This is a genomic window from Streptomyces sp. NPDC059169 (assembly GCF_042755225.1).
GTDB lineage: Bacteria > Actinomycetota > Actinomycetes > Streptomycetales > Streptomycetaceae > Streptomyces.
The window spans coordinates 39,000-65,441 of sequence record NZ_JBHZCF010000015.1; the positions used below are offsets into that span (position 1 = coordinate 39,000).

25 protein-coding genes are annotated in these 26,442 nt (G+C 70.7%); 10 read left to right on the plus strand and 15 right to left on the minus strand.

The annotated features are described in order from the left end of the window. Nucleotides 1-502: 502 nt before the first annotated feature. The 6 genes from ACFXOM_RS25415 to ACFXOM_RS25440 are packed head-to-tail and all read right to left on the minus strand — an operon-like array spanning nucleotide 503 to nucleotide 5,871. Entirely contained in the window at nucleotides 503-1,258 is a 756-nt protein-coding gene (locus tag ACFXOM_RS25415; protein WP_384947008.1) for a GntR family transcriptional regulator, read from the minus strand. 28 nt (nucleotides 1,259-1,286) lie between these two features. Further along, nucleotides 1,287-1,931, minus strand: coding sequence for an HAD family hydrolase (locus ACFXOM_RS25420; RefSeq protein WP_384941895.1), 645 nt, complete (start codon nucleotides 1,929-1,931; stop codon nucleotides 1,287-1,289). Then, a complete protein-coding gene (locus ACFXOM_RS25425; RefSeq protein ID WP_384941893.1) occupies nucleotides 1,928-3,001 on the minus strand; it encodes an ABC transporter ATP-binding protein in 1,074 nt (357 codons plus the stop codon). Before ACFXOM_RS25425 ends, ACFXOM_RS25420 begins: the two co-directional genes overlap by 4 nt. Then, entirely contained in the window at nucleotides 2,998-3,864 is an 867-nt protein-coding gene (locus ACFXOM_RS25430) for an ABC transporter permease (protein ID WP_384941891.1), read from the minus strand. The genes ACFXOM_RS25425 and ACFXOM_RS25430 overlap by 4 nt, the downstream gene beginning before the upstream one ends. Continuing rightward, on the minus strand, nucleotides 3,849-4,769 hold the full coding sequence (locus ACFXOM_RS25435) for an ABC transporter permease (RefSeq protein ID WP_384941889.1): 921 nt from the start codon (nucleotides 4,767-4,769) through the stop codon (nucleotides 3,849-3,851). Before ACFXOM_RS25435 ends, ACFXOM_RS25430 begins: the two co-directional genes overlap by 16 nt. 7 nt (nucleotides 4,770-4,776) lie before the next feature. After that, the gene (locus tag ACFXOM_RS25440; RefSeq protein ID WP_385039558.1) at nucleotides 4,777-5,871 is read right to left on the minus strand and encodes an ABC transporter substrate-binding protein; all 1,095 of its coding nucleotides are present in this window, start codon (nucleotides 5,869-5,871) and stop codon (nucleotides 4,777-4,779) included. Nucleotides 5,872-6,521: 650 nt separating this feature from the next. Here ACFXOM_RS25440 and ACFXOM_RS25445 point away from each other — a divergent pair. The 3 genes from ACFXOM_RS25445 to ACFXOM_RS25455 all read left to right on the plus strand — a co-directional run bounded on the left by ACFXOM_RS25445 (nucleotide 6,522) and on the right by ACFXOM_RS25455 (nucleotide 9,563). Next, nucleotides 6,522-7,550: a helix-turn-helix domain-containing protein gene (locus ACFXOM_RS25445; RefSeq protein ID WP_385039447.1), complete on the plus strand. Its 1,029-nt coding sequence runs from the start codon at nucleotides 6,522-6,524 to the stop codon at nucleotides 7,548-7,550. A 272-nt stretch (nucleotides 7,551-7,822) separates the two neighbouring features. Beyond that, nucleotides 7,823-8,695, plus strand: coding sequence for a CPBP family intramembrane glutamic endopeptidase (locus ACFXOM_RS25450; protein ID WP_384947004.1), 873 nt, complete (start codon nucleotides 7,823-7,825; stop codon nucleotides 8,693-8,695). A gap of 25 nt (nucleotides 8,696-8,720) precedes the next feature. Further along, on the plus strand, nucleotides 8,721-9,563 hold the full coding sequence (locus ACFXOM_RS25455; RefSeq protein WP_384947001.1) for a hypothetical protein: 843 nt from the start codon (nucleotides 8,721-8,723) through the stop codon (nucleotides 9,561-9,563). 9 nt (nucleotides 9,564-9,572) lie between these two features. On the opposite strand, the gene ACFXOM_RS25460 is transcribed toward ACFXOM_RS25455, so the two are convergent. Both ACFXOM_RS25460 and ACFXOM_RS25465 read right to left on the minus strand, forming a co-directional pair. Further along, nucleotides 9,573-10,688 (minus strand): GDSL-type esterase/lipase family protein, encoded by a 1,116-nt coding sequence (locus ACFXOM_RS25460; RefSeq protein ID WP_384941883.1) that lies wholly within the window; start codon nucleotides 10,686-10,688, stop codon nucleotides 9,573-9,575. A 1,075-nt stretch (nucleotides 10,689-11,763) separates the two neighbouring features. Then, nucleotides 11,764-12,705 carry an NADP-dependent oxidoreductase gene (locus tag ACFXOM_RS25465; protein ID WP_385039560.1) on the minus strand — a complete coding sequence of 314 codons (942 nt, stop codon included), beginning with the start codon at nucleotides 12,703-12,705 and terminating at the stop codon, nucleotides 11,764-11,766. Between the two features lie 87 nt (nucleotides 12,706-12,792). On the opposite strand from ACFXOM_RS25465, the gene ACFXOM_RS25470 reads away from it, so the two are divergent. After that, entirely contained in the window at nucleotides 12,793-13,743 is a 951-nt protein-coding gene (locus tag ACFXOM_RS25470) for a GlxA family transcriptional regulator (RefSeq protein ID WP_384941881.1), read from the plus strand. A 308-nt stretch (nucleotides 13,744-14,051) separates the two neighbouring features. On the opposite strand, the gene ACFXOM_RS25475 is transcribed toward ACFXOM_RS25470, so the two are convergent. After that, nucleotides 14,052-15,017 (minus strand): pirin family protein, encoded by a 966-nt coding sequence (locus tag ACFXOM_RS25475; protein ID WP_384947000.1) that lies wholly within the window; start codon nucleotides 15,015-15,017, stop codon nucleotides 14,052-14,054. A 147-nt stretch (nucleotides 15,018-15,164) separates the two neighbouring features. Here ACFXOM_RS25475 and ACFXOM_RS25480 point away from each other — a divergent pair, with 147 nt between their 5' ends. After that, nucleotides 15,165-15,515: a tetratricopeptide repeat protein gene (locus tag ACFXOM_RS25480; RefSeq protein WP_385039450.1), complete on the plus strand. Its 351-nt coding sequence runs from the start codon at nucleotides 15,165-15,167 to the stop codon at nucleotides 15,513-15,515. Between the two features lie 368 nt (nucleotides 15,516-15,883). Here ACFXOM_RS25480 and ACFXOM_RS25485 read toward each other — a convergent pair whose 3' ends face one another. The 3 genes from ACFXOM_RS25485 to ACFXOM_RS25495 form a co-directional block, all read right to left on the minus strand. Next, nucleotides 15,884-16,276, minus strand: a complete 393-nt coding sequence (locus ACFXOM_RS25485; protein WP_385039453.1) for a VOC family protein — start codon at nucleotides 16,274-16,276, stop codon at nucleotides 15,884-15,886. After that, the gene (locus ACFXOM_RS25490) at nucleotides 16,273-16,575 is read right to left on the minus strand and encodes an ArsR/SmtB family transcription factor (protein WP_384941873.1); all 303 of its coding nucleotides are present in this window, start codon (nucleotides 16,573-16,575) and stop codon (nucleotides 16,273-16,275) included. The genes ACFXOM_RS25485 and ACFXOM_RS25490 overlap by 4 nt, the downstream gene beginning before the upstream one ends. Nucleotides 16,576-17,293: 718 nt before the next feature. Next, nucleotides 17,294-18,736, minus strand: a complete 1,443-nt coding sequence (locus ACFXOM_RS25495) for a dihydrolipoyl dehydrogenase family protein (protein ID WP_384941871.1) — start codon at nucleotides 18,734-18,736, stop codon at nucleotides 17,294-17,296. A 151-nt stretch (nucleotides 18,737-18,887) separates the two neighbouring features. On the opposite strand from ACFXOM_RS25495, the gene ACFXOM_RS25500 reads away from it, so the two are divergent. Beyond that, a complete protein-coding gene (locus ACFXOM_RS25500; RefSeq protein WP_384941870.1) occupies nucleotides 18,888-19,256 on the plus strand; it encodes a thioredoxin family protein in 369 nt (122 codons plus the stop codon). Between the two features lie 134 nt (nucleotides 19,257-19,390). On the opposite strand, the gene ACFXOM_RS25505 is transcribed toward ACFXOM_RS25500, so the two are convergent. From ACFXOM_RS25505 to ACFXOM_RS25515, 3 genes are all read right to left on the minus strand, one after another. Continuing rightward, nucleotides 19,391-19,660, minus strand: a complete 270-nt coding sequence (locus ACFXOM_RS25505; RefSeq protein ID WP_384941868.1) for a hypothetical protein — start codon at nucleotides 19,658-19,660, stop codon at nucleotides 19,391-19,393. A 45-nt stretch (nucleotides 19,661-19,705) separates the two neighbouring features. Further along, nucleotides 19,706-20,728, minus strand: coding sequence for a LacI family DNA-binding transcriptional regulator (locus tag ACFXOM_RS25510; RefSeq protein WP_384941866.1), 1,023 nt, complete (start codon nucleotides 20,726-20,728; stop codon nucleotides 19,706-19,708). A 306-nt stretch (nucleotides 20,729-21,034) separates the two neighbouring features. Continuing rightward, the gene (locus ACFXOM_RS25515; RefSeq protein WP_385039456.1) at nucleotides 21,035-21,859 is read right to left on the minus strand and encodes a TIGR02452 family protein; all 825 of its coding nucleotides are present in this window, start codon (nucleotides 21,857-21,859) and stop codon (nucleotides 21,035-21,037) included. A 135-nt stretch (nucleotides 21,860-21,994) separates the two neighbouring features. Here ACFXOM_RS25515 and egtA point away from each other — a divergent pair, with 135 nt between their 5' ends. Genes egtA through egtD form a run of 4 tightly spaced genes read left to right on the plus strand, consistent with a single transcriptional unit; the run spans nucleotide 21,995 to nucleotide 26,287 of the window. Then, nucleotides 21,995-23,263, plus strand: coding sequence for an ergothioneine biosynthesis glutamate--cysteine ligase EgtA (egtA, locus tag ACFXOM_RS25520; RefSeq protein ID WP_385039459.1), 1,269 nt, complete (start codon nucleotides 21,995-21,997; stop codon nucleotides 23,261-23,263). Beyond that, nucleotides 23,260-24,573 (plus strand): ergothioneine biosynthesis protein EgtB, encoded by a 1,314-nt coding sequence (gene egtB / locus ACFXOM_RS25525; RefSeq protein WP_384946997.1) that lies wholly within the window; start codon nucleotides 23,260-23,262, stop codon nucleotides 24,571-24,573. The genes egtA and egtB overlap by 4 nt, the downstream gene beginning before the upstream one ends. Next, entirely contained in the window at nucleotides 24,573-25,328 is a 756-nt protein-coding gene (egtC, locus tag ACFXOM_RS25530; RefSeq protein ID WP_384946995.1) for an ergothioneine biosynthesis protein EgtC, read from the plus strand. Before egtB ends, egtC begins: the two co-directional genes overlap by 1 nt. Further along, entirely contained in the window at nucleotides 25,325-26,287 is a 963-nt protein-coding gene (gene egtD, locus ACFXOM_RS25535; RefSeq protein ID WP_384941856.1) for an L-histidine N(alpha)-methyltransferase, read from the plus strand. The genes egtC and egtD overlap by 4 nt, the downstream gene beginning before the upstream one ends. Nucleotides 26,288-26,442 lie beyond the last annotated feature (155 nt).

The window sequence follows — 26,442 nt, forward strand, 5'->3', positions numbered from 1 at the left end:
TCTCTCTGTGATGGACCGTCACGCAGCGCCCCGAACGCCAGCGGACGTATCAAAACACAGCAAAAGCCGCAAATCGGATAATCTCGTACGGGCGGGAGTGTCGATCGAGATACACCATCGATCAGCCCTGTGATAGCGGCATATCGCTCTCAGGGTCACGATTGTGAGGACCACCCGATCATCGGGATGTTGCGCCGTTCGGCGGCTGATCTCGGGATCTCCGGCAGGCCTGACGTCCCAGGTGGACCCGCGCGGACGGCGAGGAGCATCCCCCAGAGAGGGAACCTCTCGCACCCGCAGCCCGACGAACACGGCTGGGGAGCGGTTGCGGCGCTTCCACATCCCCCGGGCGACCCAGATGCGCGGGCGCGTGGAGTCCGGGCCCGTGGGGTCCACCCACGGAAGTACGTCCCGATGGCTCCTCTCGTCGGGAACTCCCCCACGACAAACGCGGACTCATGCAGACCGCCGGGCCGGGGAACCCGGTGGGCTCTGCCGCTGCCTACCGGCTCAGCCTGCGCCCCAGCGCACTGGTCGCCGTCGAACTCTGCACGGTGAACGCCACCGTTCCGGGGAGGTACCGGTCCTGAGACCATTCCACCGGCGCCCCCGTAGCGTCCGTGGAGTGCCGCAGCTCCCGTAGCAGCGACTCCCCGGCGGCACAGCCCAGCAGCTCCGCGTCCGCCGCGTCCGCCGGGACCAGGTCGATCGTGTGCCGGGCGTCCGCGAACACGACTCCGTGCCGCCCCAGTTGTTCCGAGTGCGAGACCGTGTTCCGCGGCATCGCGGCGACCAGCTTCCCGATCCACTCCGGGTACGTCGTCCGCTCCACCATGACCGGAGCACCCGAGAGCGTGCGCAGCCGCCGCACCCGGTACACCGTCGCGCCCTGCGGGAGACGGAGTCTCTCCGCCTCCTCCTCGTTCGCCGGGACCCGGTCGATCGCCACCACCCGGCCGCCGGGTTCCTCACCCAGCGATCGTGCCCACCGGGTGAAGCTGCGCAGCTCGCCGAAGCTGTGCAGGAGAGGGGCGCCCAGTACCACCCGGCGGGTGCCGCGCCGGGAGGTGATCAGCCCGTCCGTGCGCAGCTCGGCGAGCGCCTGGCGCACCGTGCCCCTGGACACCCCGTAACGGCGGGCGAGCTCGTCCTCCGCCGGCAGCTTCGTGCCGGAGTCGTACTCACCCGCCGTTATCGCCGAACGCAGGTCGCCGGCAACCTTCAGATAGAGCGGTGTCCTCTGGCGTCCTTCGCTCACCCGCACACCCCGTCATGTCGTCGTCCGGTCATGCCAACAGCGAGCTGAGCAACTCGGGATCCACGTCCGCCAGTGACCGGGCGAGGGTCACTCCGTCGGCCGCCGCAAGCGGTTCGGTCGACGGTACGGCCAGCACCCGGCAGCCCGCCGCCCGCGCCGAAGCGATGCCCGCCGGGCTGTCCTCGACGACAACGCAGTGCGCAGGGTCGGCACCGAGCGCCGCTGCCGCTGCCAGGTAGGGGTGGGGCTCCGGCTTCGTCCGCTCGGTGTCCTCGGCACCGAACACCGCGTGGAAGCGGTGCCCGTCCAGGGTCGCCGCGACCTGGTGGACGACGTGCCGCGGCGACGCCGACACCAGCGCGGTCGGCACGTCCTGCGCGCGCAGCGCGGCGAGTAGCCGCAGTGCGCCGGGGCGCGGTTCGGTCGTCTCCGACAGTCGGGCGGCGAAGTCGGCGCCCAGTTCAGCCGCAAGTTCCGCCTCCGGCGCCTCCAGGTAGCCGTGCAGTATCGCTGCGGTGTCCCCGACAGAGCGGCCCGTCACGGCCGTGCGCCGCTCGGCGTCCAGCGTGCGGCCGCGGCGTACGGCGGCGGTCTCCACGACGTCCAGCCAGACGCCCTCGGTGTCGACCAGCGTGCCGTCCATGTCGAACAACACGCCGCGCAGTGCGGTCACCGGGTGGCTCCACGGGCAACGAGGACCGGACGCTCGTGCGGGCGCACGGACACTGCCGTCCCCGGGGCGAGCTCCGTCGCCGCGTGTGTCGGTACGTCCGCCTGTACGGCCGTGCCGTCCGCGAGGGCGACTCGTACCCGGGTGGTCGCGCCGTGGAACGCCGTTCCCATGACCTTCGCCGTGCCGCCGGAGTCCAGCGTGACGTCAAGGGCCTCCGGGCGGATCAGTGCACAGACGTCGCCGGGCGCGGGTGCCGAGCCCTCCACGGGCAACCGGACGCCGAGCACCTCAACGACTCCACCGTGGCCGGCCCGCGCGGGCACCCGGTTCATGGTGCCGATGAACTCGGCCACGAAGTCGGTCGCGGGACGCGCGTACAACTCGGTCGGACTGGCGCACTGTTCGAGCCTGCCACCGTTCATCACCGCGACCCGGTCAGCCATCGACAGCGCCTCCTCCTGGTCGTGGGTGACGAACACCGTGGTGATGCCGAGCTCGAGCTGGAGTCTGCGGATCTCCTCACGGAGGGAGACGCGCACCTGAGCGTCGAGCGCCGACAGCGGCTCGTCGAGCAGCAGCAGTCGGGGACGCAGCGCCAACGCCCGGGCCAGGGCGACCCGCTGCTGTTGACCGCCGGAGAGCTGGTGCGGGTAGCGCCCGCCATGGCCTGGCAGGCCGACCAGCTCCAGGAACTCGGCTGCACGAGAACGGCGTTCAGGTGCCGACACCTTGCGCATCCGCAGCCCGAACGCCACGTTGTCGGCGGCGGTGAGGTGCGGGAAGAGGCTGTACGACTGGAACACCATGGCGGTGTCACGGCGGTTGGCAGGCACCGGCACGACGTCCTCTCCGTCCAGCAGCACCTGTCCCGCTTCGGGCCGCTCGAAGCCCGCGAGGACCCGCAGCGCCGTGGTCTTGCCGCATCCGGATGGTCCGAGCAAGGCGAGCAGTTCGCCCGAGGCGACGACCAGATCCAGGCCGTCGAGTGCGACGGTCGTACCGAAAGCCCTGCGTAGGCCGCGCAGTTGGAGGTCCGAGCCGGTGCGCACCGGTGGGGCGAGCTTCGTCATCGGGAGGTCTTTCCTTCGGAGGTACGGGAAATTCGGGGCCCGCTACGGCGATTGCCCAGTGTCGTGAGCGCCAACAGCGCCACCCAGGTCAGCAGAAGGCTCAGCAGGGACACGGCGACCGAGAGCCGGGCGTCCGAGCCGGAAGCCTGCACGATCCAGACGGCGAACGGCTGGAAGCCGAGCAGCGAGGCGACGGTGAACTCGCCCAGCACCAGGGCGAGGGTGAGGAACGAGGCATTGAGCAGGGCACCACGCAGGTTGGGCAGTACGGCCGAGACGAGGGCCCGGGGCCATGACGCGCCCAGATCGCGTGCGGCCTCGACGAGGGTGCGGACGTCGACGGAGCGCAGTCCCGCATCCAGCGCCCGGTAGACGAACGGCAGGGCCATCACCGCGTACGCGAGGACCAGGACGAGCGGAAAGTCGGGATTCTGCACCGCGACGAAGGTCTGGTACAGCGGTGTCGTCGACAGTTTCTCCGGGCCCCAGCGCAGCACCGTCCCGATACCGGCGGTCAGGGCAACGGGAGGCACGACCAACGGCAGTGTGCACACCACTTCCAGTACCGGCCGCAGGCGCGGGGCCGATAGCCGGGCGGCAACCGCTGCGGGCACGGTCACCAGCAGTACGAGCACGGTGGTGGCCGTTGCGAGTGCCAGCGACAGCAGCAGGCTCGCGGCGAAACCGGGCGCGTCGAGGATCCTGGTGTAGGAGGACAGGGTCAGCCCCTGGCCGGGGATGTCCAGCGTGAAGACCGCCGAGGACAGCAGTGGCACGAGGAAGTACGCCCCGGCCGTGAGCAGCACGGCGATACGCCACGGTCGGGCGCTCGCGGACGGGGAACGGTTCACCGTCCGAGCCATCGGGTGCTCCTTCGCTGTAGCGGAAGATGGACGGCCATCACCAGCGCCGCGACGACGACCATGTCGAGGCTGAGTGCGAGGGCCACGCCCTCCTGGCCCACCAGGACGTTGCCGGAGAGCGCGTCGGCGACCTGAAGGGTGACCAGCGGGACCGAACTTCCCACCATCGCGGCGGCGGTGGCGTACGCCGCGAAGGCGCTGCCGAAGAGCAGCACGAAGCCGCCGAGCAGCGTGGGCAGCAGCACCGGGAGGCCGATGTGCCTCCAGTATTGCCAGGTGGAGGCTCCGCAGTCACGGGCCGCCTCTCGCCACTGGATGCGCAGTCCGTCGAGTGCTGGCGCCACGGTGAGCACCATCAGAGGCACCAGGAAGTACAGGTAGGTGAGCGCCAGCCCCCAGAATCCGTACAGCGACCAGCCGTGGTCTGCGAGGCCGAGCCGGGTGGTGAGGACTCCCGCGTTGCCGAGGGTGGCGACGAACGCGAAGGCAAGTGGCACACCGCCGAAGTTGGCGAGCACACCGGAGGCGGTGAGCACGGCTGCGCGCAGGGCGCGTCCGGGGGAAGTGACCACCACGTGGGCAAGCAGCAACCCGAAGAGGGTGCCTGCGGCGGCGGTGAGCGCCGACAGTTCGACGCTGCCGAGCAGCGCGGTGCGGTACGCGCCGTCGACCGACCGGGTCAGGTTGTCGGGGCCGTAGCCGCCGGACGCCCCCGTGGCCGGGTCGGTGACGGTGAACGCGCCGTCGGCCATGGCCAGCGCGGGCAGTCCGAAAGCGACCGCGACGAGGAGCAGCAGCGGTACCGCGGGCAGCCAGGCCCAGGAGCGGCGGCGGTGTCCCGGGCGGGAGCCTGCGCCCACGGCCGAAGCGGCCGAGGGGCGGGCGGGTGTGTCGAGCAGGGTCATCGGCGGATCACCCGGAGACGGCTGCGGCCCAGCCGGACGCGAGGGTCTCCTTGGCCTTTGCGGTCTGCGGCTCGGTGGGGAACCTCGGGGTGCCGGCGACGGAGGGGAGTGCGGCCGCGGCTTCCTTGTCGATGGTGCCGTCAGCGGTCATCGCCTGCATCAGCACGGGGCGGGCGTGGCCCTTCAGCCACAGGTTCTGGCCTTCGACGCTGTACAGGTACTCCTGCCACAGCCTGGCCGCGGCGGGGTGCGGGGCGTCCTTGTTGATCGCCTGCGAGTAGTACTGGGCGTAGACGCCGTCCGACGGGACCGCGACCTTCCAGTCCAGGCCCTGGGTCTTGAACTGCTCCGCGTAGCCGGAGTTGAGGTAGTCCCAGTCGATGCTGATCGGGGTCTCGCCCTTCTCGACTGTTGCCGGGGTGGATTCGACGGGGTTGAAGTTGCCGTTCTTCTTCAGCTTGCCGAAGAAGTCGATGCCTGGCTGGATGTCGTCGAAGGAACCACCGTTGGCGAGGGCCGCCGCGTAGACCCCGCCGAACGCGGAGCCGGACTTGGTGGGGTTGCCGTTGAGGGCGACCTTGCCCTTGTACTGGGGCTTCAGCAGGTCGGCGAAGCTCTGCGGGCAGACCTTGACCCGCTTGGCATCGCAGCCGATGGAGACGTAGCCGCCGTAGTCGTTGAACCAGCGGCCCTCCGGGTCACGCTGGGTGGCCGGGATCTTGTCGAACGACGCGACCTTGTAGGGGGCGGTAAGACGCTGGGCGGCGGCGGCCTGGGCGAAGGAGGCGCCGAGGTCCAGGACGTCCGGGGCACGATCCTGGCCCTTGCGGGTCCTGACCGCGTTGATTTCGTCCTGGCTTGAACCGTCGGGGTTCTCGACGGTCACCTTGATGCCGTACTTCTCGGTGAACCCGTCGATGACGGCTCCGTAGTTGGCCCAGTCGCGGGGGAGGGCGATCGCGTTGAGCGTGCCCTCCTTCTTCGCGGCGGCGACGAGAGCGTCCATCCCGCCGGCGTCGGCGGCAGAGGCCGCGGACGCGACGTTCTCACCACTGCCGGCGCCGTCACCCTTGTCGGGTGCGGCACCGCAGGCGGTGAGCATGGGGGCGGTGAGCCCGAGGGCTCCGATGAACACCGCGGTGCGGGCAGCGAGGCGGGTGGTGCTGGTCACGCGTACTCCAGGGGGAGGAAGCCGAAGCGGGTCCGACGTTGTGCGGACCACGGTTGTCCATACAACTCCGTCATTACGGCTGTCCGGGGTGTCCCTCCGATGAACGCGATGCGTCCACCTCGATGCGTTTTCCGGGCGGATCGGCGATGCGTGCAGGCGCACGACGGGGTGCTCGCGGTGCACCTGGAGCCAGGTGACGGGACGGCGCCGGCCGCCGTCGTCAACTGCACGGCGTGCCCGTGGGCTGCCGGGGTCACCTCGGCCGAGGGGTCGGCGACCACGTAGACCTCGTAGCCCTGGTGAGGGCGGAGGGGGCGGGCAGTCCGGGCACCCGGCCACAGCACGGGTCAGGATGATCTCGCTGTGGCCGGTGGCTCCGCTGCTTCGACCACGGCGGGGTACTCCGGGGCGTTCGTGGAGGTGCGGTCGGCCCTCTCGTGCTGGGGGAAGACCCCACGCAGCTGCGGCAGGATCGGCCGGAGAAGGACTCGGACCTCTGCGTGCACCGTCCGTCTCCGAGAGACCGCCATCTGACGGAGAATGCCTCTGGGCGCCAAAGAGCGCTTCACGAGGGGGACTTCATGCTGCTGCTGGATCTGGACACCTTCGCCCCGAAGGATCGTGCTGACGCCTTTCACCATGCCCTGACCGACACGTCGGTGCCGAACGACGTCGTCCACCAGCCACTCGAAACGGGGATCCGCGCCCGGTTCGAGGGATGGCGGGTGGGCTCGCTCGACCTCTTCGAGATGCGGAGCACCGGATTCGAGGTACGACGGACCGCCCGGCACGTCCGCTGGCACCGCGACCGCCCCGTGGTATCGGTCTCGCTCCAGACCGCGGGCGTCCACCACGCCGAGAACGCCGGCGAACGCTATGTGCTCGGCCCGGGCGACATCGCGGTCTTCCACGAACTCGCTCCCCGCCGCTACGGCTGGTCCGACGAAGGGGCCTCCCAGGCCATCACCATCGACATGGAACACCTCGGGGTACCGGTGGACACCGTCGTACGAGCCTCCGTACGACTGCGAGCCAGCCCGCTGCACGACCTGCTCCTCGCCCATCTGCGCGCCCTCTGGCAGAACCCCGGCGACCTGCAGGCCGACCCCGGCGCCGCCGCCCTGGGCAACGCCACCGTCGAACTGGTCCGTGCCCTACTGACCTCGGCGGCACACGACGAGGACGACCGGCGTGCCCGCGCGGCCATGGACGACTCCCTCACTCACCGGATCACGGCCTACGTGCGCCGCCATCTGACGGACCCCGACCTCACACCGGACCGCATCGCGCACGAACACGCCGTCTCCCGGCGCCAGTTGTACGCGGTCCTCGGTCGGGCCGGGATCCGACTCGAACAGTGGGTCATCTCCGAAAGACTCGAAGCGGCCTGCCACTTGCTGGCCTCCCCACGGCACGCCGGACTGCCCGTCTCGGCCGTGGCGGCCCGCTGCGGATTCACCAGCCCCAGCCACTTCACCCGACGTTTCCGCGCCGCCTACGGAGTCACACCGCGCGAATGGCGACGCCTCCGGATCCACGGAGCGGCGCAGGTCGCTGCACCGGCCGCACAGGGATCGCCGGACGTACCGTCACGGTCGGCCGGGCGGTGATGCGCACGCGCCGGGGCGGATACCGTCACCGGGACGCGTACCGGATCCAGGTGTCCGTGGGGTTCTGCGGGGACGGACTGGGCAGCGCCCCCGTCGAGGGGACCCTGTCGAGGGAACTCAGTCCGGCCCACGACCGCCGGGCCCGGTCCGCGCATCCCCCGTGGGAGCTACCCGGATCGTCTCCACCGGGGTGACTCGGAGACGGCGCCCACTACCTAGTGTTGCCGACGGGTCGCCGACGGGGCGGCCGATGCCCACGGGAGGCCACCACCATGCACGCGACATCCGCCGCAGACCACGACGCGGGCTCCGGCTCCAGCTCCGGTCCGGGCGGCGGCCGCACCACCCGGATCACCGGCTCTCCGCCGGTCTGGATGTTGACCGGAATCGTTGGCGTCGGTGCGGTCTCCGGCCTGACCGCGACGGGCCCCGGTCCTGTGCCGGTGCTGGGCGCGGTGGCTGCGGTGGCCGTGTACCGGGTGGTCATGCGCCGTGTCGCACACCGTCCCGTACCCGAGATCGCGCGGCACGGGGCTGGCCGCGAGGCGCTGCTCGGCGGCGGGATCGGCCTGGGCTTCATCCTCGCCTCCACGCTCCTGATCACACTGTTCGGGGGCTACACGTTCTCCTGGGCGGGGCATGGTTTCCTGTCGGTCGTGGGGTCCGCGGTCGCGGTGCAGACCGGTGCCGCCGTCGCCGAGGAGCTGATGTTCCGAGGGCTCGCCCTGCAGGCCCTGGAGCAGTTGTGGGGTAGCCGGGCCGCCATCGCGGTCACCGGGCTGTTCTTCGGCGCCGCCCACCTGCTCAACCCCGGAGCGAGCCCGTGGAGCGCGCTGGCGATCGCGCTGGAGGCCGGGGTCCTGCTCGGGGCCGCGTTCGTGTGGCGGCGTAGCATCTGGTTCGTGGCTGGTCTGCACCTCGTCTGGAACACCACCGAGCACCTGCTCGGCATCCCGGTCTCCGGTTACACGCCCGAGGGTCTGTTCACCGTGGACGTCCACGGGCCGGCCGTGCTGAGCGGCGGCGCCTTCGGTCTGGAGACCTCGATCGTGCCCGTCGTCATCGGTGTTCTGCTCACCGTCCCCATGCTGGTCCTGGCCCGCCGCGGCGGAGGACTGCTGCCCCGGCGACGCGCCCGGCGTTGAGCCCCGAGCGGAGGAAGCGGAAGTGATGTCCCGTCAGGCGCCGTGGGAGCCCTCGTGGCTGCGGGAGCGGCTCAATCGATGGCGGGAGCGGGACGCCCGCGCCAAGGACGGTGCCCTCGCTCTGGCGCTCACCTTGCTGGCGTTCATCCCGACCCTTTCGGACATCGGGGCCCAGATCGGTGACCTGCCCGAGCGGCCGGCGAACACGCTGGGCCTGGCGCTGACCCTGGCCATGGCCCTGCCGCTGGCGGTCCGCCGCCGATGGCCCGCTGCTTGCCTGGCGGTCGTCGCGGGCGCGTTCGCCGCGCATCAGGCACTCGGCTTCGCCACGACGTTCGCCAGTGTGGGGCTGTACCTGGCCCTGTTCTCGGCCGGAGCCCACCAGGTCCGCTTCCGCCGTGCCCTGGCGGTCGCGGCGGGTACGGGCTATGCCGTTCTGGCCTTCGTACTGGACCGTCTCGGCTCGCCGACGGGTGTACCGGAGCACCTCGCCTTCTCACTGACGCTGGCAGCGGTCTGGCTGGCGGGAGATGCTGCGGCCGAGCCACCACAGCGAGGAGACGGCCGGCGCCCCGCCGGGTCCCGCAACACACCCACTGCGCTCACGCCCCTGCCGCGGTGGGGGATCTCAACGGCAGGGAGTTCGCCGGCGGGCCACCGAGGGCCGCCCAGGAGGCGGTTGCCGTCGGTGCACCCCCGTGGCTCGCCTCCCGCCGTCATCACAACACCGTCATCCCGGTGCTCCGCCGCAGGGCCGGCGTCCCCGTCGCAGATGTCCGCGGGAACATCACGCGCCCCCTGCCCCGGGAAGGAGTCGGAAGCCGGCCTGCGGGCTTGGGAGGAGACCGCTCACGCCATGACGCCGTGAGGTCCGCGCTCAGGACACGGTAGTCAGGTACATACCGGACGTGTCGCGTCCCGGTGTGTTCCTGCAGGCGTAGTTCCGGGTCGGGTGCGCGTAGATGAGGGTGAGGCAGCGTCCCAGGGCGCGCTGCGCGTAGTAGTTCGGGTGGAAGGACTCCTGGAGGGTCCCTTGCATGACCCCGCTGACCATGAACCGCGCCCACTCGCTGGTCTCTGCCGAGGGCCCCTGCCCGGACGTTGCCAGCCGGGTCGTCTGGGAGCAGACCTCGCGCCCCTGGAGCATGTCCTGCAGGTCGAGGAATTGGACCTGTTCCGCCTCGGCGACCGCTTTCAGACGGGCGGAGAACTGTGGGGTGAACGTGTCGCGTGCCCAGTCCGCGTCCTTGTTCCAGAATGGGCACCCCCCGGTGGTCACCCGGGTCCAGCCGCTCTGCGGGTAGCGGTTCTCGGAACTGCGCGGGATCGGTGACGGCGCGGACTGCAAGACGATGCGGTAGTTCCCGGTCGAGTAGCCTGCGGCCGACATCACCGCCCGGATTTCCTTGATGGATTTGGAGACTCCGGCCATCGCGGCGGCCATCCGGCTGTCCACCACCTTCTGCTGGTCGTCGTAGCAGTAGGAGTACCAGACCATGTAGTCCGCGGCGCAGGTGGCGATGATGTCGGCGAAGCCCAAGTCGTTGCCGCCGATGGAGAGGGTAATCAGCTTGACGCGGTTGGTGGAGGCGACCTTGGCCAGCTGGTCGGCTTGTGGCGCTTCCCCCTTCATGGACTTTCCGCCGCTGGTGGACCTGAAGATGTTGGCGGTGGTGGCGCCGGAGCAGGCCAGGTTGATCTGCACGTCGCCGATTCCCGTGCTGCTGCGCACCTCGGCGGAGTCGGAGCGGTCACAACCGCTGGCGTATGTGCTTCCGTAGACGAGCGTCGGATCGTAGCCGGTGGCGGTGTAGGCGCGGTCCGTACCGCTGCGGCTGCCAGATTGCGTGTTGCTGTTGCCCAGCCATCGGCCGGCCTCTCCAGAGATGTAGCTGTCGCCCATCGACACCACGGCAGTGGGCTCACTACCCGACGGGCTCGCCATCGCGGGGGTGGTACCGCCGGCCAGCAAGCCGAGGAGAAGAGTGGACATGACCACCCCGGCGGAAACCCGCCGGGATCTGAAACGAAATCCGGGCACGACGAAACTCCTGCATCCTGGCCGTGCCGACATCGAAAATCGGCCACGGGAGCTGATGAAGATGAACGCCGGCCGGACGCCAGGAGAATGTGACACGCCCCTCTTGGTTACCGCAAGGTAGCTGCAGCCGTTTCTTTCCGCTTCAACCGTCCGCGAGATCCACCGGAGGTACTCGCGGAGGCGTTGTCACGTTGTTGGGCGTGTGAATGTCTGACGTTGTGTCGGGATGTGCAGTGAGGCCCGTTCCCAGGCTTGTGCCCAGGACTTGGCATGCAGGACTTGGCATGCAGGCCGGTGACTCCGGTGATCCACTCCCGAACGACGAGCGCGAGATGATCACACTGCACTCCAGCATCAGCCCCTCGACCAAACGGAGGCCGAGCGGGAAAAAGTGGCACAACCACGCACAGTGGAAGTCGATCTCGACCGGCACCAGTGCCTCTTGTGCGACGGGGACGCACTCTCCACGGCCGCCCCTCCCGCTCCGATCAACACCAGGATCAACGCCATGAACCAGCCAACGTGGCAGCGTCGACGCAACCCCTCGTCCGCCACGGTGCTTTGTGGCCCTACATGACGTTTTGCCGGTTTAATGGAATGCGCGGGGCAGTGCCGTTGGGTGTCGGTCCTGCCCCCTCGGCTCCTGCCTTGGCGCGAGGGATGACTTCTCAGGAGAGGGGCGCTTGGTTGTGACCGATGGCTCTCGGGAGTGTCGGGGGAAAACGTAGACGCGGTTCGCGGTCTGCTGCCGGTCGTCGTACGCCTCGTGGACTCGCTCCGGCGGCTTCGGTGTCGCCGGGGCCCGGACTCGGTCTCGGTCTCGGTCTCGGTCTCGGTCTCGGTCTCGGTCTCGGTCTCGGCGGTGGGCATACCGGGGATCGCAGCGGCGGGGTGTGCGTCGCTCACCGGCGCGGGGATGCGGCCGGCCGCCGCGCGCTCCCCGTCCGGTGTTGCTCTGGCACTCCTCGATGCTCGCTTTCCGCTACCGCGCGTCAGTGGGCCATCAGTCGCCCGGCAGCTGAGAGGGTCATGCTGCCGCGTCCACGGAGAGGACGATCTTGCCGGTGGTGCGGCCCATCTCGCCCAAGGCGTGAGCTTTCGCCGCCTCGGCGAGAGGGAAGGTGGCCTCGATGTGGGCGCGCAGGGCACCGGATGCGGCGAGGTCGGCGATGGTGTTCATGCCGGTGTGGTCGGCCTCGACCAGTAGGGTCTCCACACGGATCTTGCGGGCTGCGGCCTTCGCCGCCTCGTCCGTGTCCGTGCCGCGCAGCAGGGAGACGAGAACGCCGCCGGGGCGCAGCACGTCGAGGGAGCGGCTGCGGGTATCGCCGGAGAGGGGGTCGAGGACCATGTCAACGTCCCGGACGGCGTCGCGGAAGTCGGTGGTGCGGTAGTCGACCACTTCGTCCGCGCCGAGGGAACGGACGAAGGCGTGCTTGGAGTCGCTGGCCGTGCCGATGACGTGGGCGCCGCGGGCCTTGGCGATCTGGACGGCGAGGTGGCCGACGCCCCCGGCGGCCGCGTGGATGAGGACCCGATCTCCGGTACGGACCCCGGCGGTGTCGACGATCGCCTGGTACGCGGTGAGCGCGGCGAGCGGCAGGGCAGCGGCCTGGATGTGGTCGAGGCCGGCCGGCTTGTGAGCGAAAGCGCGGGCGGGGCCGGTCACGTATTCGGCGTGGGAGCCGACGCCGTGCGGGTAGGGCAGCATTCCGAAGACCTGGTCGCCCGGCTTGAACAGGGTCACACCGTAGCCGACGGCCTCCACGACGCCGGAGACGTCCCAGCCGAGGACAAGCGGCAGGCGGTTGAGGAACATGCCACTGGAGCGGTGCTTCCAGTCGGTTGGATTGACGCCGGCCGCGCGCACGGCGACCAGGATCTGGCCCGGGCCGGGCTCGGGCCGCGGCACTACGACCTCCTGCAGCACGTCGGGGGTGCCGTAGGTGTCCTGGCTGATGGCTCGCATGGTGGGGTGGTTCGTCATGCGTCAAGCGTCGCCGTCCGCCCCGTCCCGTACCATGGCATGAATGCCAACTTTCGACGGGATCCTGCCATGGGAAAGCTCCATCGTGTCGTCGTCCTCGCCCTGGACGGGGTGTACCCCTTCGAGCTCGGCATCCCCAGCCGTGTCCTCGGCGCGGCCGAGGACCGCTACGAGGTCCTGACCTGCTCGGTCGACGGCGAGCCCGTGGCGACGAACGCCGACTTCTCGGTCACCGTGGAACACGGCCCGGAGCTTCTGGAGTCGGCGGACACGGTGCTGCTGCCACCGTTCGACACCTCTCTTCTCACCCGTGAGCTGCCTCCGGGGGTCGGCCGGGCACTCACGGCCGTGCCCCCCGGGACACGGATCGTGTCCATCTGCACCGCGGCCTTCGTCCTTGCCGCCGCCGGCCTGCTCGACGGCAGGCCCGCCACCACCCACTGGGCACTCGCGGACACATTCCGGTCCTGGCATCCGCAGGTGGCGCTCGACCCGGACGTCCTGTTCATCGACGACGGTGACGTGCTCACCTCGGCCGGCGCCGCATCCGGCGTCGACGTATGCCTCCATCTCGTGCGTCGGGACCATGGTGCCGCCGTCGCCAACCACGTGGCTCGGGCCTGTGTCGTACCCCCGTGGCGGGACGGTGGTCAGGCCCAGTACATCGAGCACCCGGTGCCCGCACCCTCTGCGAACGGCACCTCGGCCACCCGCCAGTGGGTGCTGGAGAACCTGCAGGAGCCGCTCTCCCTGAGTGAACTCGCAGGTCACGCCCGGATGAGCTTGCGCACCTTCGCTCGCCGGTTCAACGAGGAGGTCGGCATGAGCCCCGGCCGCTGGATGATCCAACAGCGCGTGACCCAGGCACAGCGCCTGCTGGAGACCACGGACCTGGCGGTGGACGACATCGCCCACCAGGTCGGCTTCGCCACCGGGAGCTCCCTGCGAGAGCACCTGCATGCCGCGATCGGGGTCTCTCCCGTCGTCTACCGGCGCACCTTCCGAGGCAGTCGGCATTGACGAAACCCGTTGGAAAACCAACGAGAGGTCTCCCGAGCGCAGCCTCCCCTGTCCCGTCTTCCGCGATCTGGCTCGGATCTCACGGCGCGGTGGTGCGGTGCGGTGTGCGTGCGTTGCACGGGTAGATGGAGGTCCCGTAGCCGTCGGGGACGACGGTACGGGCGAGTTGCCCGAGCACTCGCGTCCCGTTGTGACTTCAGGACCCGCGAGATCGCCGGGACCTGACGACGGGCCAGCAGGGTGACGGCCCCCGGGATCGCGTCACGTCCTTGACGAGGCACCTCGCCACATCACCTCGACGTCCCAGGTCAACGCACCCTCCCCCGCGGCTTCAGCGCCACCGGCGGGAGTTCGGGAGCGGACAGCCGACCCCCGTCGTAGCCCTTCACTTCGCCGAATCGGGAGCCCTCCATCCAGTCGCTGCGCGCCGTCTCGATCTCCTCCTGCGTCCGCCCGATGAAGTTCCACCACATGATGATCTCTTCTGCGAACGGCTCGCCCCCGAGCAGCATCAGCCCGGCGTCCGACTCGGCGCGCAGCGGTAGTTCGCTGCGACCGCATCCCAGGTACAGCATCGAACCGGGCAGGACGGGAACACCGTCGACGTGGGCCTCCCCCGACATCGACAGCACCGCGTACTCGAAGTCCGGCTCCAGCGGCAGATCGGTCTCGGTGCCGCGGGCCAGCACCAGGTCGGCCCCGACGATCGGCGTGTACGTCGAACCCGGTGACACCGCGCCGTCGAGCTCACCGAGGATGACCGTGGCCACGAGCCCCGGCGCGGTGACGTGCGGCAGTTCGGCGTGGTGCTGGAAGTGTGGTTCCACGTGACGGTGGGACCCGGGCAGCGCGACCCACAGCTGGGCGCCGTGCAGGAAGCGGGCGTGCGGCTCGGGGCTCTCCTCGGAGTGGCTGATGGCACGTCCCGAGGTCATGAGCCCGAGCTCGCGCGGTCGGATCGTCCGGAGGCTGCCGAGGCTGTCGCGGTGCAGGACCTCACCCTCGTGCAGCCAACTGACCGTCTGCAGGCCCATGTGCGGATGCGGCGGGACCTGCATGCCCGGTTCGTCGGCGATGTCGTCCGGCCCGTAGTGGTCGACGAAGCACCAGGCACCGACCATGCGCCGGCCGAGGTTGGGGAGCAGTCGGCGTACCTCGGTGGACTCGCCCAGCGGCACCCGACGGGGAGCGAGCAGCTCCCGCACCGGCTCGGCGACGACGAACCCGCGACCACCGCAGACGGAGGGGGCAGCCTGACGATCAAGATTACTCATGGCCCCAACCTAGTCCCGCCGGAGCGGGATGCGCCGGACCACACTGCTTCCGGAATATTCCCCCTGCTCCTCCGGTTGGCCGTGGCGAGGGTCCCCGGTGTCGACCGTCGCCGAGGACCACGGTGCGACCACGAGCGGGGAGGACAAGTGAGCGACGTCTACTACGAGTTCGGAACTGCGGCGGAGCGCTGGGAGCGTGCCCGGTTCTTCTTCGAGGCGAAGGAGTACGGGACGGCCGCGGGGATCCTCGGCGGGCTCGTGGCCGAAGCCCCCGAGCTGATCGCGCCCCGGCTGCTGCTGGCGCGCGCCTACTACCACTCGGCCCGACTGCAGAAGGCCGAGGCCGAGCTGCGGACCGTCCTGGACCGTGACCCGGTGGAGCACTACGCCCGGCTGATGCTCGGCCGCACCCTGGAACGCCAGGGGCGGGGTGCCGAGGCGACCGCCCATCTGCGGTTGGCGGCTGCGATGTCGGGGGACCTGCCGTCCGCACCGTGAGCCCGGCGGTGGGCCGATGCACCCCGGCGGCGCGTGTCCCGACGGTCGTCACCGCGCGGTGAGACGTACCCGCCGCGGTGGGGTGAGCCTCTGCCAACGTGAAGTCCCCGGTCGAAGGACTGGTGTGACGGGTTGTCGGGGTGCTCGTGCCGGTCGTGCGCGGCTGTCTGAGGAGTAGATCATGTGACGGCGGGAGCGGGCTGTGGGTGGCCGGCTCTCGATTGCCTACGCGCGGCCGCACAGGCGAGTGACTGTACGTGATCGCCGGATTGGCGGTCCCCCTCGGTTGTGCCGCCACGCTGATACCGGGCTTCCCGGGCGAGGGTCCGGCCGCCACTGCTGCCGGGCCCTCGCACGAGGCTGACCGCCTACTGGGGCTGTGTCGCGATCTGGATCAGGTTGCCGCAGGTGTCGTCGAGGACGGCGGTGGTGACGGGGCCGACGTCCAGGGGTTCCTGGGTGAAGCGGACGCCGAGGCCGCTCAGGCGCTCGTACTCCGTCCGCACGTCGTCAACGGCGAACTGGGCGAGCGGGATGCCGTCCTTGACGAGCGCGTCACGGTAGGGCTTGACGGCCGGGTGGCCGGCGGGCTCCAGGAGGAGTTCGGTGCCGCCGGGCGCATCGGGTGAGACGACGGTCAGCCAGCGGGCCTCGCCGCCCAGCGGAACGTCGTGTTTCTTCACGAAACCGAGGATCTCGGTGTAGAAGGCCAGGGCCTTGGCCTGGTCGTCGACGAAGATGCTGGTCAGATGGATCTTCATGGAGTGCTCTTCTCTGGTCCGGATGTGTCGGGTCCGGGCCATCGCTCGGGGATCTGTCGCAGCGGGGCCGTGTTCAGGTCGTGGAACTTGTAGCGGCCCTCCCGCCTGGTCTCGACGAGCCCGGCGGTCTCCAGTACGGCGAGGTGCTGGGAGATCGCCTGACGCGAGATACCGAGCTGATGCTTCGTGCTCAGTCGCGAGCAGATCTCGAACAGGGTCTGCCCGGACTTCTCCGCGAGCACGTCGAGGATGGTGCGGCGGGTGGAGTCGGCCAGAGCTTTGAAAAGGTCGTCGGCCACCATCGCAGGATAGGCAAGTGTTGACTTGCCTATCAAGTCGGGGGCGGCACCCTTCGGAGAAGATCGTCCGTCGGCGGTTGACTTCGAGGTTCGTCAGAACGAGCAGGGCGCGCAGGAGGTGGGGTGCGCGGGCGGGATCGGTACGCCGTTCGGTGAGAGCCCGTCAGTTCTTGAGGTGAGCGGGGCCGTGCTCGACCGGGGCGTGCCCGGCAGCGAGGACGCGGTGGGCGTTCTTCCTGCTCGGGGTGAACTCGTGGGTGCGGCCGGCGGTGGAGCCGGTGACGACCAGGGGGTCGAGGACGTCGTTGTCCAGACGCGGAAGCCGAGGTCGGTCAACGCCCCGAGGCCGGCGGCGCGCAGGTGGGCCGGGATGGGGTCGTGGCGGGCGGCGGTGTTGTCGTGGGTGCGGCCGGGCCGGGCGGCGGTTTCCCGATCATGCGGCTCTTCTCGTCGGCCGGGGCGAGGAAGTGCAGGCCGTGGCTGCGGTACTCGCCGGAATGGTTGCGCCGGGTCGGCCGTGCCGGGTGCGGCGCTGGGTGCGGATGAGAGTGCCGTCGCGATCAGGACCACCTCCCGCCCTGCCCGGCGGCCTTCCCCGAGGCGCGGTCCAGGTGCGGCGCCTGGGCGGCGAGCAGCCCGATCAGCTCGTCGCGCCAGCGGCGGACGGTGGACTCGGACACGTCGTCGGCCACCGGCCGCCGGGCCCGGTCCGTGGGATTCAGGCGCCGCTTCCGTCCTGGTACGCCTCCAGCAGTCTCAGCCAGATCTCGCTGATCGTCGGGTACGCGGGAACCGCGTGCCAGAGTCGGTCGACGGGCACCTCACCGGCGATCGCGACGGTGGCCGAGTGGAGCAGTTCCCCGACGCCCGGACCGACGAAGGTGACTCCCAGGAGCACTTGACGATCGAGGTCGACCACCATGCGGGCCCGCCCCCGGTAGTCGTCGCCGTAGAGCCCCGCGCCCGCGACGGCGGCGAGGTCCTGGTCCACGGCACGGACCCGGTGTCCCGCGGCCCGGGCCTCCGCGAGCGAGAGGCCGACGGCGGCCGCTTCCGGATCGGTGAAGACGACCTGGGGCACGGCGTCGTGATCGGCGGTGGCGGCGTGGGCACCCCAGCGGTCCGACTCGAGGATCGGTACGTGCCGTGCCCGGGCCGCGATCGCGGCCCCGGCGATGCGCGCCTGGTACTTGCCCTGGTGGGTGAGGAGGGCACGGTGGTTGACGTCACCGACCGCGTACAGCCAGTCCTTGCCCTCGACCCGGCAACTGTCGTCGACGGGCAGCCAGGAGCCGGGCTCCAGGCCCACCGTTTCGAGTCCGATGTCGTCGGTGCGCGGCGCACGGCCGGTGGCGAACAGGACCTCGTCGGCTTCGACGAGCTCGCCGTCGTCGAGCACGACGACGACGGGGCCTCCGGAGTCGGCCCGCTGGACCGCGGCGACGTTCACACCGGTGCGCACCGTCGCCCCCGCTTCGGTGAGCGCGTCGGCGACGTGCTCACCCACGAACGGTTCCATGCGGGGCAGCAGCCCGCCGCCCCGTACGAGGAGCGTCACTTGCGAGCCGAGGGCCTGCCACACGGTGGCCATCTCCGTTCCGACCACTCCCCCGCCGACGACGACCAGCCGGTTCGGTACGGCTTTCGCACTGGTGGCCTCACGGCTGGTCCAGGCCCTTGCGCCGGCAAGTCCCGGTAGCCGGGGCAGCACGGCGCGACTGCCGGTGCACACGGCGACGGCGTGCCGGGCGGTGAGGACGTGGTGCTCGCCTTCCGGGCCGGCAACGGCGACCTTCCGCGGACCCGCGAGCCTGCCCAGCCCCCGGTACAGGCGCGCGCCGATCGAGTCCAGCCAGGCGACCTGGCCGTCGTCCTTCCAGTGGGAGGTGTATTCGTCCCGGTGCGCCAGGACCTCCTGTACGTCGAGCGGTCCCTGCACGGCCCGGCGCACGCCCGGCACCCTGCGCGCATCGGCGCGGGTGATGACGGGTCGCAGCAGTGCCTTGCTCGGCATGCAGGCCCAGTACGAGCACTCACCGCCCACGAGTTCGCTCTCCACCACCGCCGTGCTCAGTCCCGCGGCCCGTGTCCTCCCCGCCACGTTCTCCCCGGTCGGACCGGCCCCCAGCACCACAACGTCGTACTCCACGGCTTCCGTCATAGGAACAGTTTGGTGCCACGTGTGCGCGGCGGCCACATGGGCAGGCGGAATACGGCCGCTCCATGCGTCCGTTGTCCGTGGGGAAACTCCCACGGCCGTCGGGTGTCCCAGGAGGGTCCGTTCGGACACCAGGAAGAAAAGGTAGGAAGTCATGAGCACTGTTGAGCTCACCAAGGACAATTTCGATCAGATCGTTGCCGACAACGATTTTCTCCTGATCGACTTCTGGGCTTCCTGGTGCGGTCCGTGCCGCCAGTTCGCCCCGGTGTACGAGCAGGCCTCGGAGCGGCATCCGGATCTCGTCTTCGCGAAGGTGGACACCGAGGCTCAGGCGGAGCTGGCCGCCGCCTTCGAGATCCAGTCGATCCCCACACTGATGATCGTCCGGGACAGGGTCGCCGTCTTCGCCCAGCCCGGGGCGCTGCCGGAGCCGGTCCTGGAGGACGTCATCGGCCAGGCCCGCGGTCTGGACATGGACGAGGTCCGCAAGTCCATCGAGGACGCGCAGCAGAAGCAGTGACCGCCCCAGCCGGGTCGTCCATCGGACGGCCCGGCCGGCGTTGACCCGGCCGCGCCCTCGCGGGGACCGTGGCCCTGCGGCCCCAACTCCGCCCCCGGGCCGTCGTGTCCACGTTCCGCCTGGAGTCCCGGTACTCAGCCCGGAAGCCGGTCCGACACCAGGGCCGTCAGCCCGTAGTCCAGCTCCGCGCCGTCCACGAGCAGCGCCTCCACCGTGCGGGTCATCGGATCGACGTCGGCCACGATGCCGTGGCCCGCGTACCGGGGATAGCCCGACGCACCGTTCTCACCGGTGAGCTCGACGACGGCGGTGCGGACGGCACTGTCCTCGACCGCCGCACCGGCGCGGTCCTCGACGTGGGCGGGCACCAGCAGGATCTCGAACCGTCGCGGCACTGTGCTCATGCCCCGACGCTAGCCAGACCCCACCCGCCGCGCACGTCGCGGGAGTCAGGTGGACTCGCGCCCCACCACCTGGGCGCTCATGAGGTCATGCCGTTCGGGCGTGCCGGCCGGGTCGCGGACCAGGCGGTCCACCAGTCCGGCCAGGTACTGCCCGGTCACCAGATCGACGCGCACGGTGCTCAGTCGCGGCCGTAACAGCCGCCCGAGCAGCAGGTCTCCGGCGCCGATCACTGCGGTCTCCTCCGGGATGGCGATTCCGGCGTCCTGCAGGGACCTCATCACGAGCATGGCGTACTCGTCGTTGTAGGCGAAGACGGCGTCGGCGCCGAGCTCTCGCCAGCGGGCCGCGAGCCGGGCGGCCGCCCGCTCGTCGTAGGCCAGCGGGCACGGCAGCACGGAGGCGCCGGCCCGCTCGGCCGCCTCACGGACACCCGCGAGACGGGGTGCCGAGAAGACCTCGAGCCCCGGTTCCTCCGGCATGATCACGGCGATCTTCCGGTACCCGCGCCCGGTCAAGTGCTCCGCGGCACGGACACCCACGTCGTGCTGGTCCACGACCAGCGAGTGGGCGCCTTCGACGTGCCGCGGCCCCAGTGTGATCACCGCCTTTGCCCCGGAGCGCCTGAGCACGCCCACGCCGTGCGGAGTGAGGGCGATCTCGCCGGGCGAGACCACCGCGACCGGACGCAACTCCGCCCACTCCCTCGCCGCCGCGTCGCCCTCCAGTCCCACGCTCCCGTACTGCACGACGGTGTAGTCGAGGCGTCGCAGCGCCCACTGGAGTTCGTTGATGAAGCGCCCGTAGGACGGCCCCAGGGAGACGTACGCGGTGGCCAGCAGCACCATGCGGGTGTGTCCTGCACGCAAGCTCCGGGCGGCTGCGTGCGGAACGTAACCGAGTTCTTCGGCGGCTTCCCGCACCCGGCGCCTGGTGGGCTCGCTGATGCGCACCGCGGAGGCGTTGTTGAGCACGTAGGAGACGGTGGCCCGGGAGACCCCGGCCCGTCTGGCGACGTCGGCGCTGGTGGGTACGGAACGCTCTGCTGACTGTCTGGGTGTCTGGCTCATCGCGATCGGCATCCTTCCAGACGGTTGCCGTACGGTGACGGGCTGTTGGCCTGAAGTGACCGTTACCGGGCGTCATGTCCCACTGACACGCGAAAGTCTGCTCTGACCAGCGTGTTCACGGGCACGAGTGAGGGCTCGCCGAGCCTCCGCGCCCGAGGCGGGTTGCCTTCTGTCGCCAAGCGGACACGGTCCGGTGCACGGAAAACGTGGCCGGGTTTGGTCTGGTCCTCCCATGCCGTCGGCCCGAGGGTGCGGCGGCGCGGCCCGCGTGGGTGCCGTGAGCACTTCCCGGCGATCGAGGGGGCACTACGCCGAGGCGAACACCGCACGGAACGCAGCGAGCGTGGATCGGTCCTTCGTGCGGTCCAGCACGGCGAAGACGACCTCGTCGAAGTGGCCGGAGAACCGGCCGCTCCCCGCGAGCAGGTTCCGGAACGCCGCGGCCACCTCGGAGGGGTCGTTGCGGAACACCCCGCAGCCCCAGGCACCCAGCACGAGCCTGCGGTAGCCGGTCACGACGGCGGTCTCCAGTACCCGTTCGGCACGCGCGGCCAGGACCGTCGTGATCCGGTCGGCCCGGTCCGGCGTGCGGCTGCGGATGACGCCCGCGTTCGGCGCGGGCGAGGTCAGGAACCCAACGTGGAAGGGCACGTCCAGCAACGCTCCGCGATCGTCGCGGAACACCGGGACACCGGGCGAGTGGATCACCCGGTCGGAGTAGAAGGGGCTGCGCTCCGCGCGGTGGTGGTCGTAGAAGTCGGGGGCGCCGAGCAGCGCGGTATAAAGCCCGGAAGCACGACAGAGTGCCTCCTCCTGGGCCTGTGCACCGTTCAGGTAGCCGCCGCCGGGATTGCGGGCCGAAGCGAAGTTGAGCACGGCGACCGCGCCGCTTGCAGTGGCCGTCATCCGTCGGGCGGCCTCCAGGCTGCTCTCCCCGGTGACCTCACATAGGCTGGAACGGTCCGTGTCGGGCACCACCGCCACGGGCCCGGGTCCGAATGTCCGTGTCCCTTCCACCGCGGTGGACAACGCCCTGCCGATCGCCACCGTCCGGCCGCCCGGCGCCCGGTAGCGGCCCGCCTCGACGATCTCCTGGGTCTGCTTCGCGATCCCCCGCAAACGTACGCTCATACCCGTGATCCTCCGCGACCAACCGAAGCCGCGGCAAACGGATTACGAGCCGCGGACGTGCTGAAAGAGCACTCTTGTGCGAACGTCGGCAGTGGCTTTAGGTGGACGGAGCGCCTTCGACAGGAGGATTCGACCATGCCAGACCCCGGCTTCGGGGAGAGCGGCACCCCGCTCACCGAGGACGACGCGGACGCCCTGCTCCGATGTATCTGCTTCAAGACCGGCCCGCCCCGCACCATCGGTGTGGAACTCGAGTGGCTCGTCCACGAGAAGCACGTCCCCCAGCTCCCCGTCCCGCCGGCCCGGCTCGACCGGGCCTTCGCCGAACTACGAGCCCTGCCGCTCCGTTCGTCGCTCACCTTCGAACCGGGCGGCCAGCTGGAGCTCAGCTCGGCGCCCGCCACGTCCCTGATGGAGTGCCTCGACTCCACCGCAGCGGACCTGGCCGCGGTCCGGAGCGCACTGGACTCCTCCGGCCTGACCCTCAACGGCTTCGGCCACGACCCCTGGCACCCGCCGCGCAGGCTCCTGCGCGAGCCGCGCTACGACGCCATGGAGGCCTCACTCGATCGCACCGGACCGTCCGGGCGATCCATGATGTGCTCGTCCGCGTCCGTCCAGGTGTGCCTGGACGCGGGGCACGAGGAGCCCGGCCCGCTCGGCCTCGGGCGCCGTTGGAGAACCGCCCACCTGCTCGGTGCGGTCCTCGTGGCGGCGTTCGCCCACTCACCGCTGGGAGCCGGGCGGCCCACCGGGTGGAAGTCGACCCGGCAGGCCCTGTGGGCCGATCTCGATCCGGTTCGCGCCCTCGCCCCTCCCCTGGACGACGAGCCGCGCGCGGCGTGGGCCCGCCACGTGCTGGACGCGCCGGTCATGTGCATCCGCGCGCCGGAAGGACCTTGGGTGGTGCCGGAGCGGCTCACGTTCCGGCAGTGGATACGGTCCGCGGACCCACGGCCGCCCACCCGCACCGACCTCGAATACCACATGACGACGCTCTTCCCGCCCGTGCGGCCCCGCGGTCACCTGGAGCTCCGCATGATCGACGCGCAGCCGGGCGAGGACGGCTGGATGGTGCCGGTCGCCGTGACGGCCGCCCTCTTCGACGACCCCGAGGCCGCGGAGACCGCGTACCGCACCGTCAAGCCCCTGGCCGAGACCGCCGGACCGATGCCGGCGCCGAACAACCCGCTGTGGACCAACGCGGCACGGCACGGGCTCGCCGACCCCGAGCTACACGCCGCCGCCGTCAGCTGCTTCGAGGCGAGTCTGGAGGCGCTGCCCCGGATGGGCGCCTCCGCGGCCGTCATGGGCGCGGTCGCGGCGTTCCACGAGCGCCGCGTCCTGCCGGGCCGCTGCCCCGCCGACGACTTCTCGCTCCGCACCAAGGAGATCCCCTCATGAACGAGCCCATGGTGGCGACGGACGACGCGCTCAAGGAGCGGGCCGTGGCGGCGCTGACCACGGCCCGCGCTCGGACGGCGCTGCTCACCACCTGCATCGACGACCACGACCTGACGGCGCAGCACTCGCCGTTGATGTCCCCGCTCGTCTGGGACCTCGCCCACATCGGCAACCAGGAGGAACAGTGGTTGCTCCGGGCCGTCGCGGGGCGGGACGCGATGCGCCCGGAGATCGACTCGGTGTACGACGCCTTCGAGCACCCCCGCGCCGCCCGTCCCTCGCTGCCCCTGCTCTCACCGGCCGAATCCCGTAGGTACGCCTCCGACGTGCGCGGACGAGTGCTCGACGTCCTGGCGTCGACACCGTTGCACGGCAGCCGCCTGACCGACGCCGCCTTCGCGTTCGGGATGATCGCGCAACACGAGCAGCAGCACGACGAGACGATGCTGATCACCCATCAACTGCGTCGGGGACCCGCAGCCCTCCACGCCCCCGAACCTCCGCCGGGCAGCACCTTCGGGCTCCCGGCCGAAGTGCTGGTCCCGGCAGGCCCGTTCACCATGGGCACCTCGACGGAACCGTGGGCCCTGGACAACGAGCGGCCGGCGCACCAGCGCCACGTCGCGGCCTTCCACATCGACACCACCCCGGTGACGAACGGAGCCTTCCAGGCGTTCATCGCGGACGGCGGTTACACGGACGAGCGGTGGTGGGTCCCGGAGGGCTGGGACCAGATCCGCAAACACGACATCGGCGCCCCGCTGTTCTGGCGGCCCGAGGGCGGCCAGTGGCTGCGCCGCCGGTTCGGGGTGACGGAGCCGGTGCCCGAGGACGAGCCGGTACTGCACGTCAGCTGGTACGAGGCCGACGCCTACGCCCGCTGGGCCGGGCGCCGGTTGCCGACGGAGACCGAGTGGGAAAAGGCGGCCCGGCACGATCCCGCGTCGGACCGGTCCCTGCGCTACCCCTGGGGCGACGCCGATCCCACGCCGGAGCACGCCAACCTGGGGCAGCGACACCTGCGGCCCGCACCCGCCGGCGCGTACCCCGGCGGTGCGTCGCCGCTCGGTGTCCGGCAGATGATCGGGGACGTCTGGGAATGGACGTCGAGCGACTTCCTGCCCTACCCCGGTTTCGTCGCGTTCCCGTACCGCGAGTACTCGGAGGTGTTCTTCGGCGGTGACTACAAGGTGCTGCGCGGTGGTTCGTTCGCCGTGGACCCGGTGGCCTGCCGCGGGACCTTCCGCAACTGGGACCTGCCGGTCCGCCGGCAGATCTTCTCCGGCTTCCGCACCGCGAGGGACGCCTGATGTGTCGCCATATCGCCTACGTCGGCGCGGCGACAGCGCTCGGGAAGCTCCTGGTGGAGCCTCCTCACGGGCTGCTGCACCAGTCCTGGGCGCCGCGCCGCCAGGCCTACGGAACGGTGAACGCGGACGGGTTCGGCGTGGGGTGGTACGCGGACGGCGATCCCGTCCCCGCCCGCTACCGCCGCGCCGGCCCCGTCTGGGCCGACCGGTCCTTCGCGGACCTCGCACGGGTGGTACGCAGCGGGGCGGTTCTCGCCGCGGTGCGGGACGCCACCGAGGCCGGGGCGGACGGAGAGGCCGCTGCCGCGCCCTTCGCCGCCGGCCCCTGGCTGTTCAGCCACAACGGTGCCGTCAAGGGCTGGCCCGGCTCGGTCGCGTCCCTCGCCGCGGCGCTGCCCACCGCCGAGTTGCTCTCACTCGAGGCTCGGTGTGACTCCGCACTCGTGTGGGCCCTGGTGCTGCACCGGCTGCGCGCCGGTGACGAACCGGGCCGGGCGCTCGCCGAGACCGTGTACGACGTGGCCGAGGCCGCGCCGGCGTCCCGGCTGAACCTGCTGCTCGCCGACGGCACAACGGTGGCGGCGACCGCCTGGGGCGACACGCTCTGGTACCTCCACGAGCCCGGCCGGAGCACGGTCGTGGCCTCTGAACCGTACGACGACGACCCCCGCTGGTGCGAGGTGCCCGACCGGACGCTGCTCGTGGCGACCCGCACCGACGTACTGCTGACCCCGCTCAAGGAGCCGCCCGCGTGAGCCCGTTCCAACTGACCCGCACCCTGCCCGAGGACACGATGGGCGCCGCGCTGCGCACGGACGTCCTGCACGGGCTGACCCGTACCCCCAAGGAGCTCCCGCCCAAGTGGTTCTACGACTCTCGTGGGAGTGACCTGTTCGAGGAGATCACCCGACTGCCCGAGTACTACCCGACCAGGGCGGAGCGGGAGATCCTCGTCGACCGTGCGGCGGAGATCGCAGCCGCGACCGGCGCCCGTACCCTGGTGGAGTTGGGCTCCGGCTCGTCGGAGAAGACCCGCCACCTGTTGGACGCGCTCACCGACCTGCGCGCCTACGTACCCGTGGACGTCAGCGAAAGCGCACTCGTCGGAGCGGCCGAAGCGCTGCTGGCGGCGCGCCCCGGCCTCCAGGTCCACGCGATCGTCGCCGACTTCACACAGGGCATGGAGCTGCCGGACACACCGGGTCCGCGTCTCGTCGCCTTCCTCGGCGGCACGATCGGCAATCTGCTGCCGGACGAGCGCAAGGCGTTCCTGCGGTCCGTGCGTGGACTGCTGGCGCCGGGCGACGCCCTCCTCCTCGGCACCGACCTGGTGAAGGACGAGGAGGTGCTCGTGGCGGCGTACGACGACGCCGCAGGTGTCACCGCCGAGTTCAACAAGAACGTGCTGGCCGTGATGGACCGCGAGCTGGACGCGGACTTCCGCCCGCACGACTTCGACCACGTCGCCGTCTGGAACGCGCAGGAGGAGTGGATCGAGATGCGGCTGCGGGCCCGGCGGGCGCTGAACGTGAAGATCCGCGAACTGGACCTGATGGTGCCGTTCGAGGCAGGTGAGGAGATCCGCACGGAGGTGTCGGCGAAGTTCCGCCAGGACGGGGTGCGCGCCGAACTGGAGGCAGTGGGGCTGAAGCTGTCGGAGTGGTGGACGGACGCGGCAGGGAGGTTCGCGCTGTCCCTGTCGACGGCGGTCTGAGCAGTTCCCGGCGCAACGCGTCAGGCGCGGTGCTCCGGTGGCCGGTTGCGGGGGGGGAGGGGGAGGGGGGGAGGAAAAAAAAAAAAGGGAGGTGCCACCCGGGCCACACGTGGAGTAGGGTTGGTGCTTCCCCCCCCCCCACCCCCAGCCCCCCC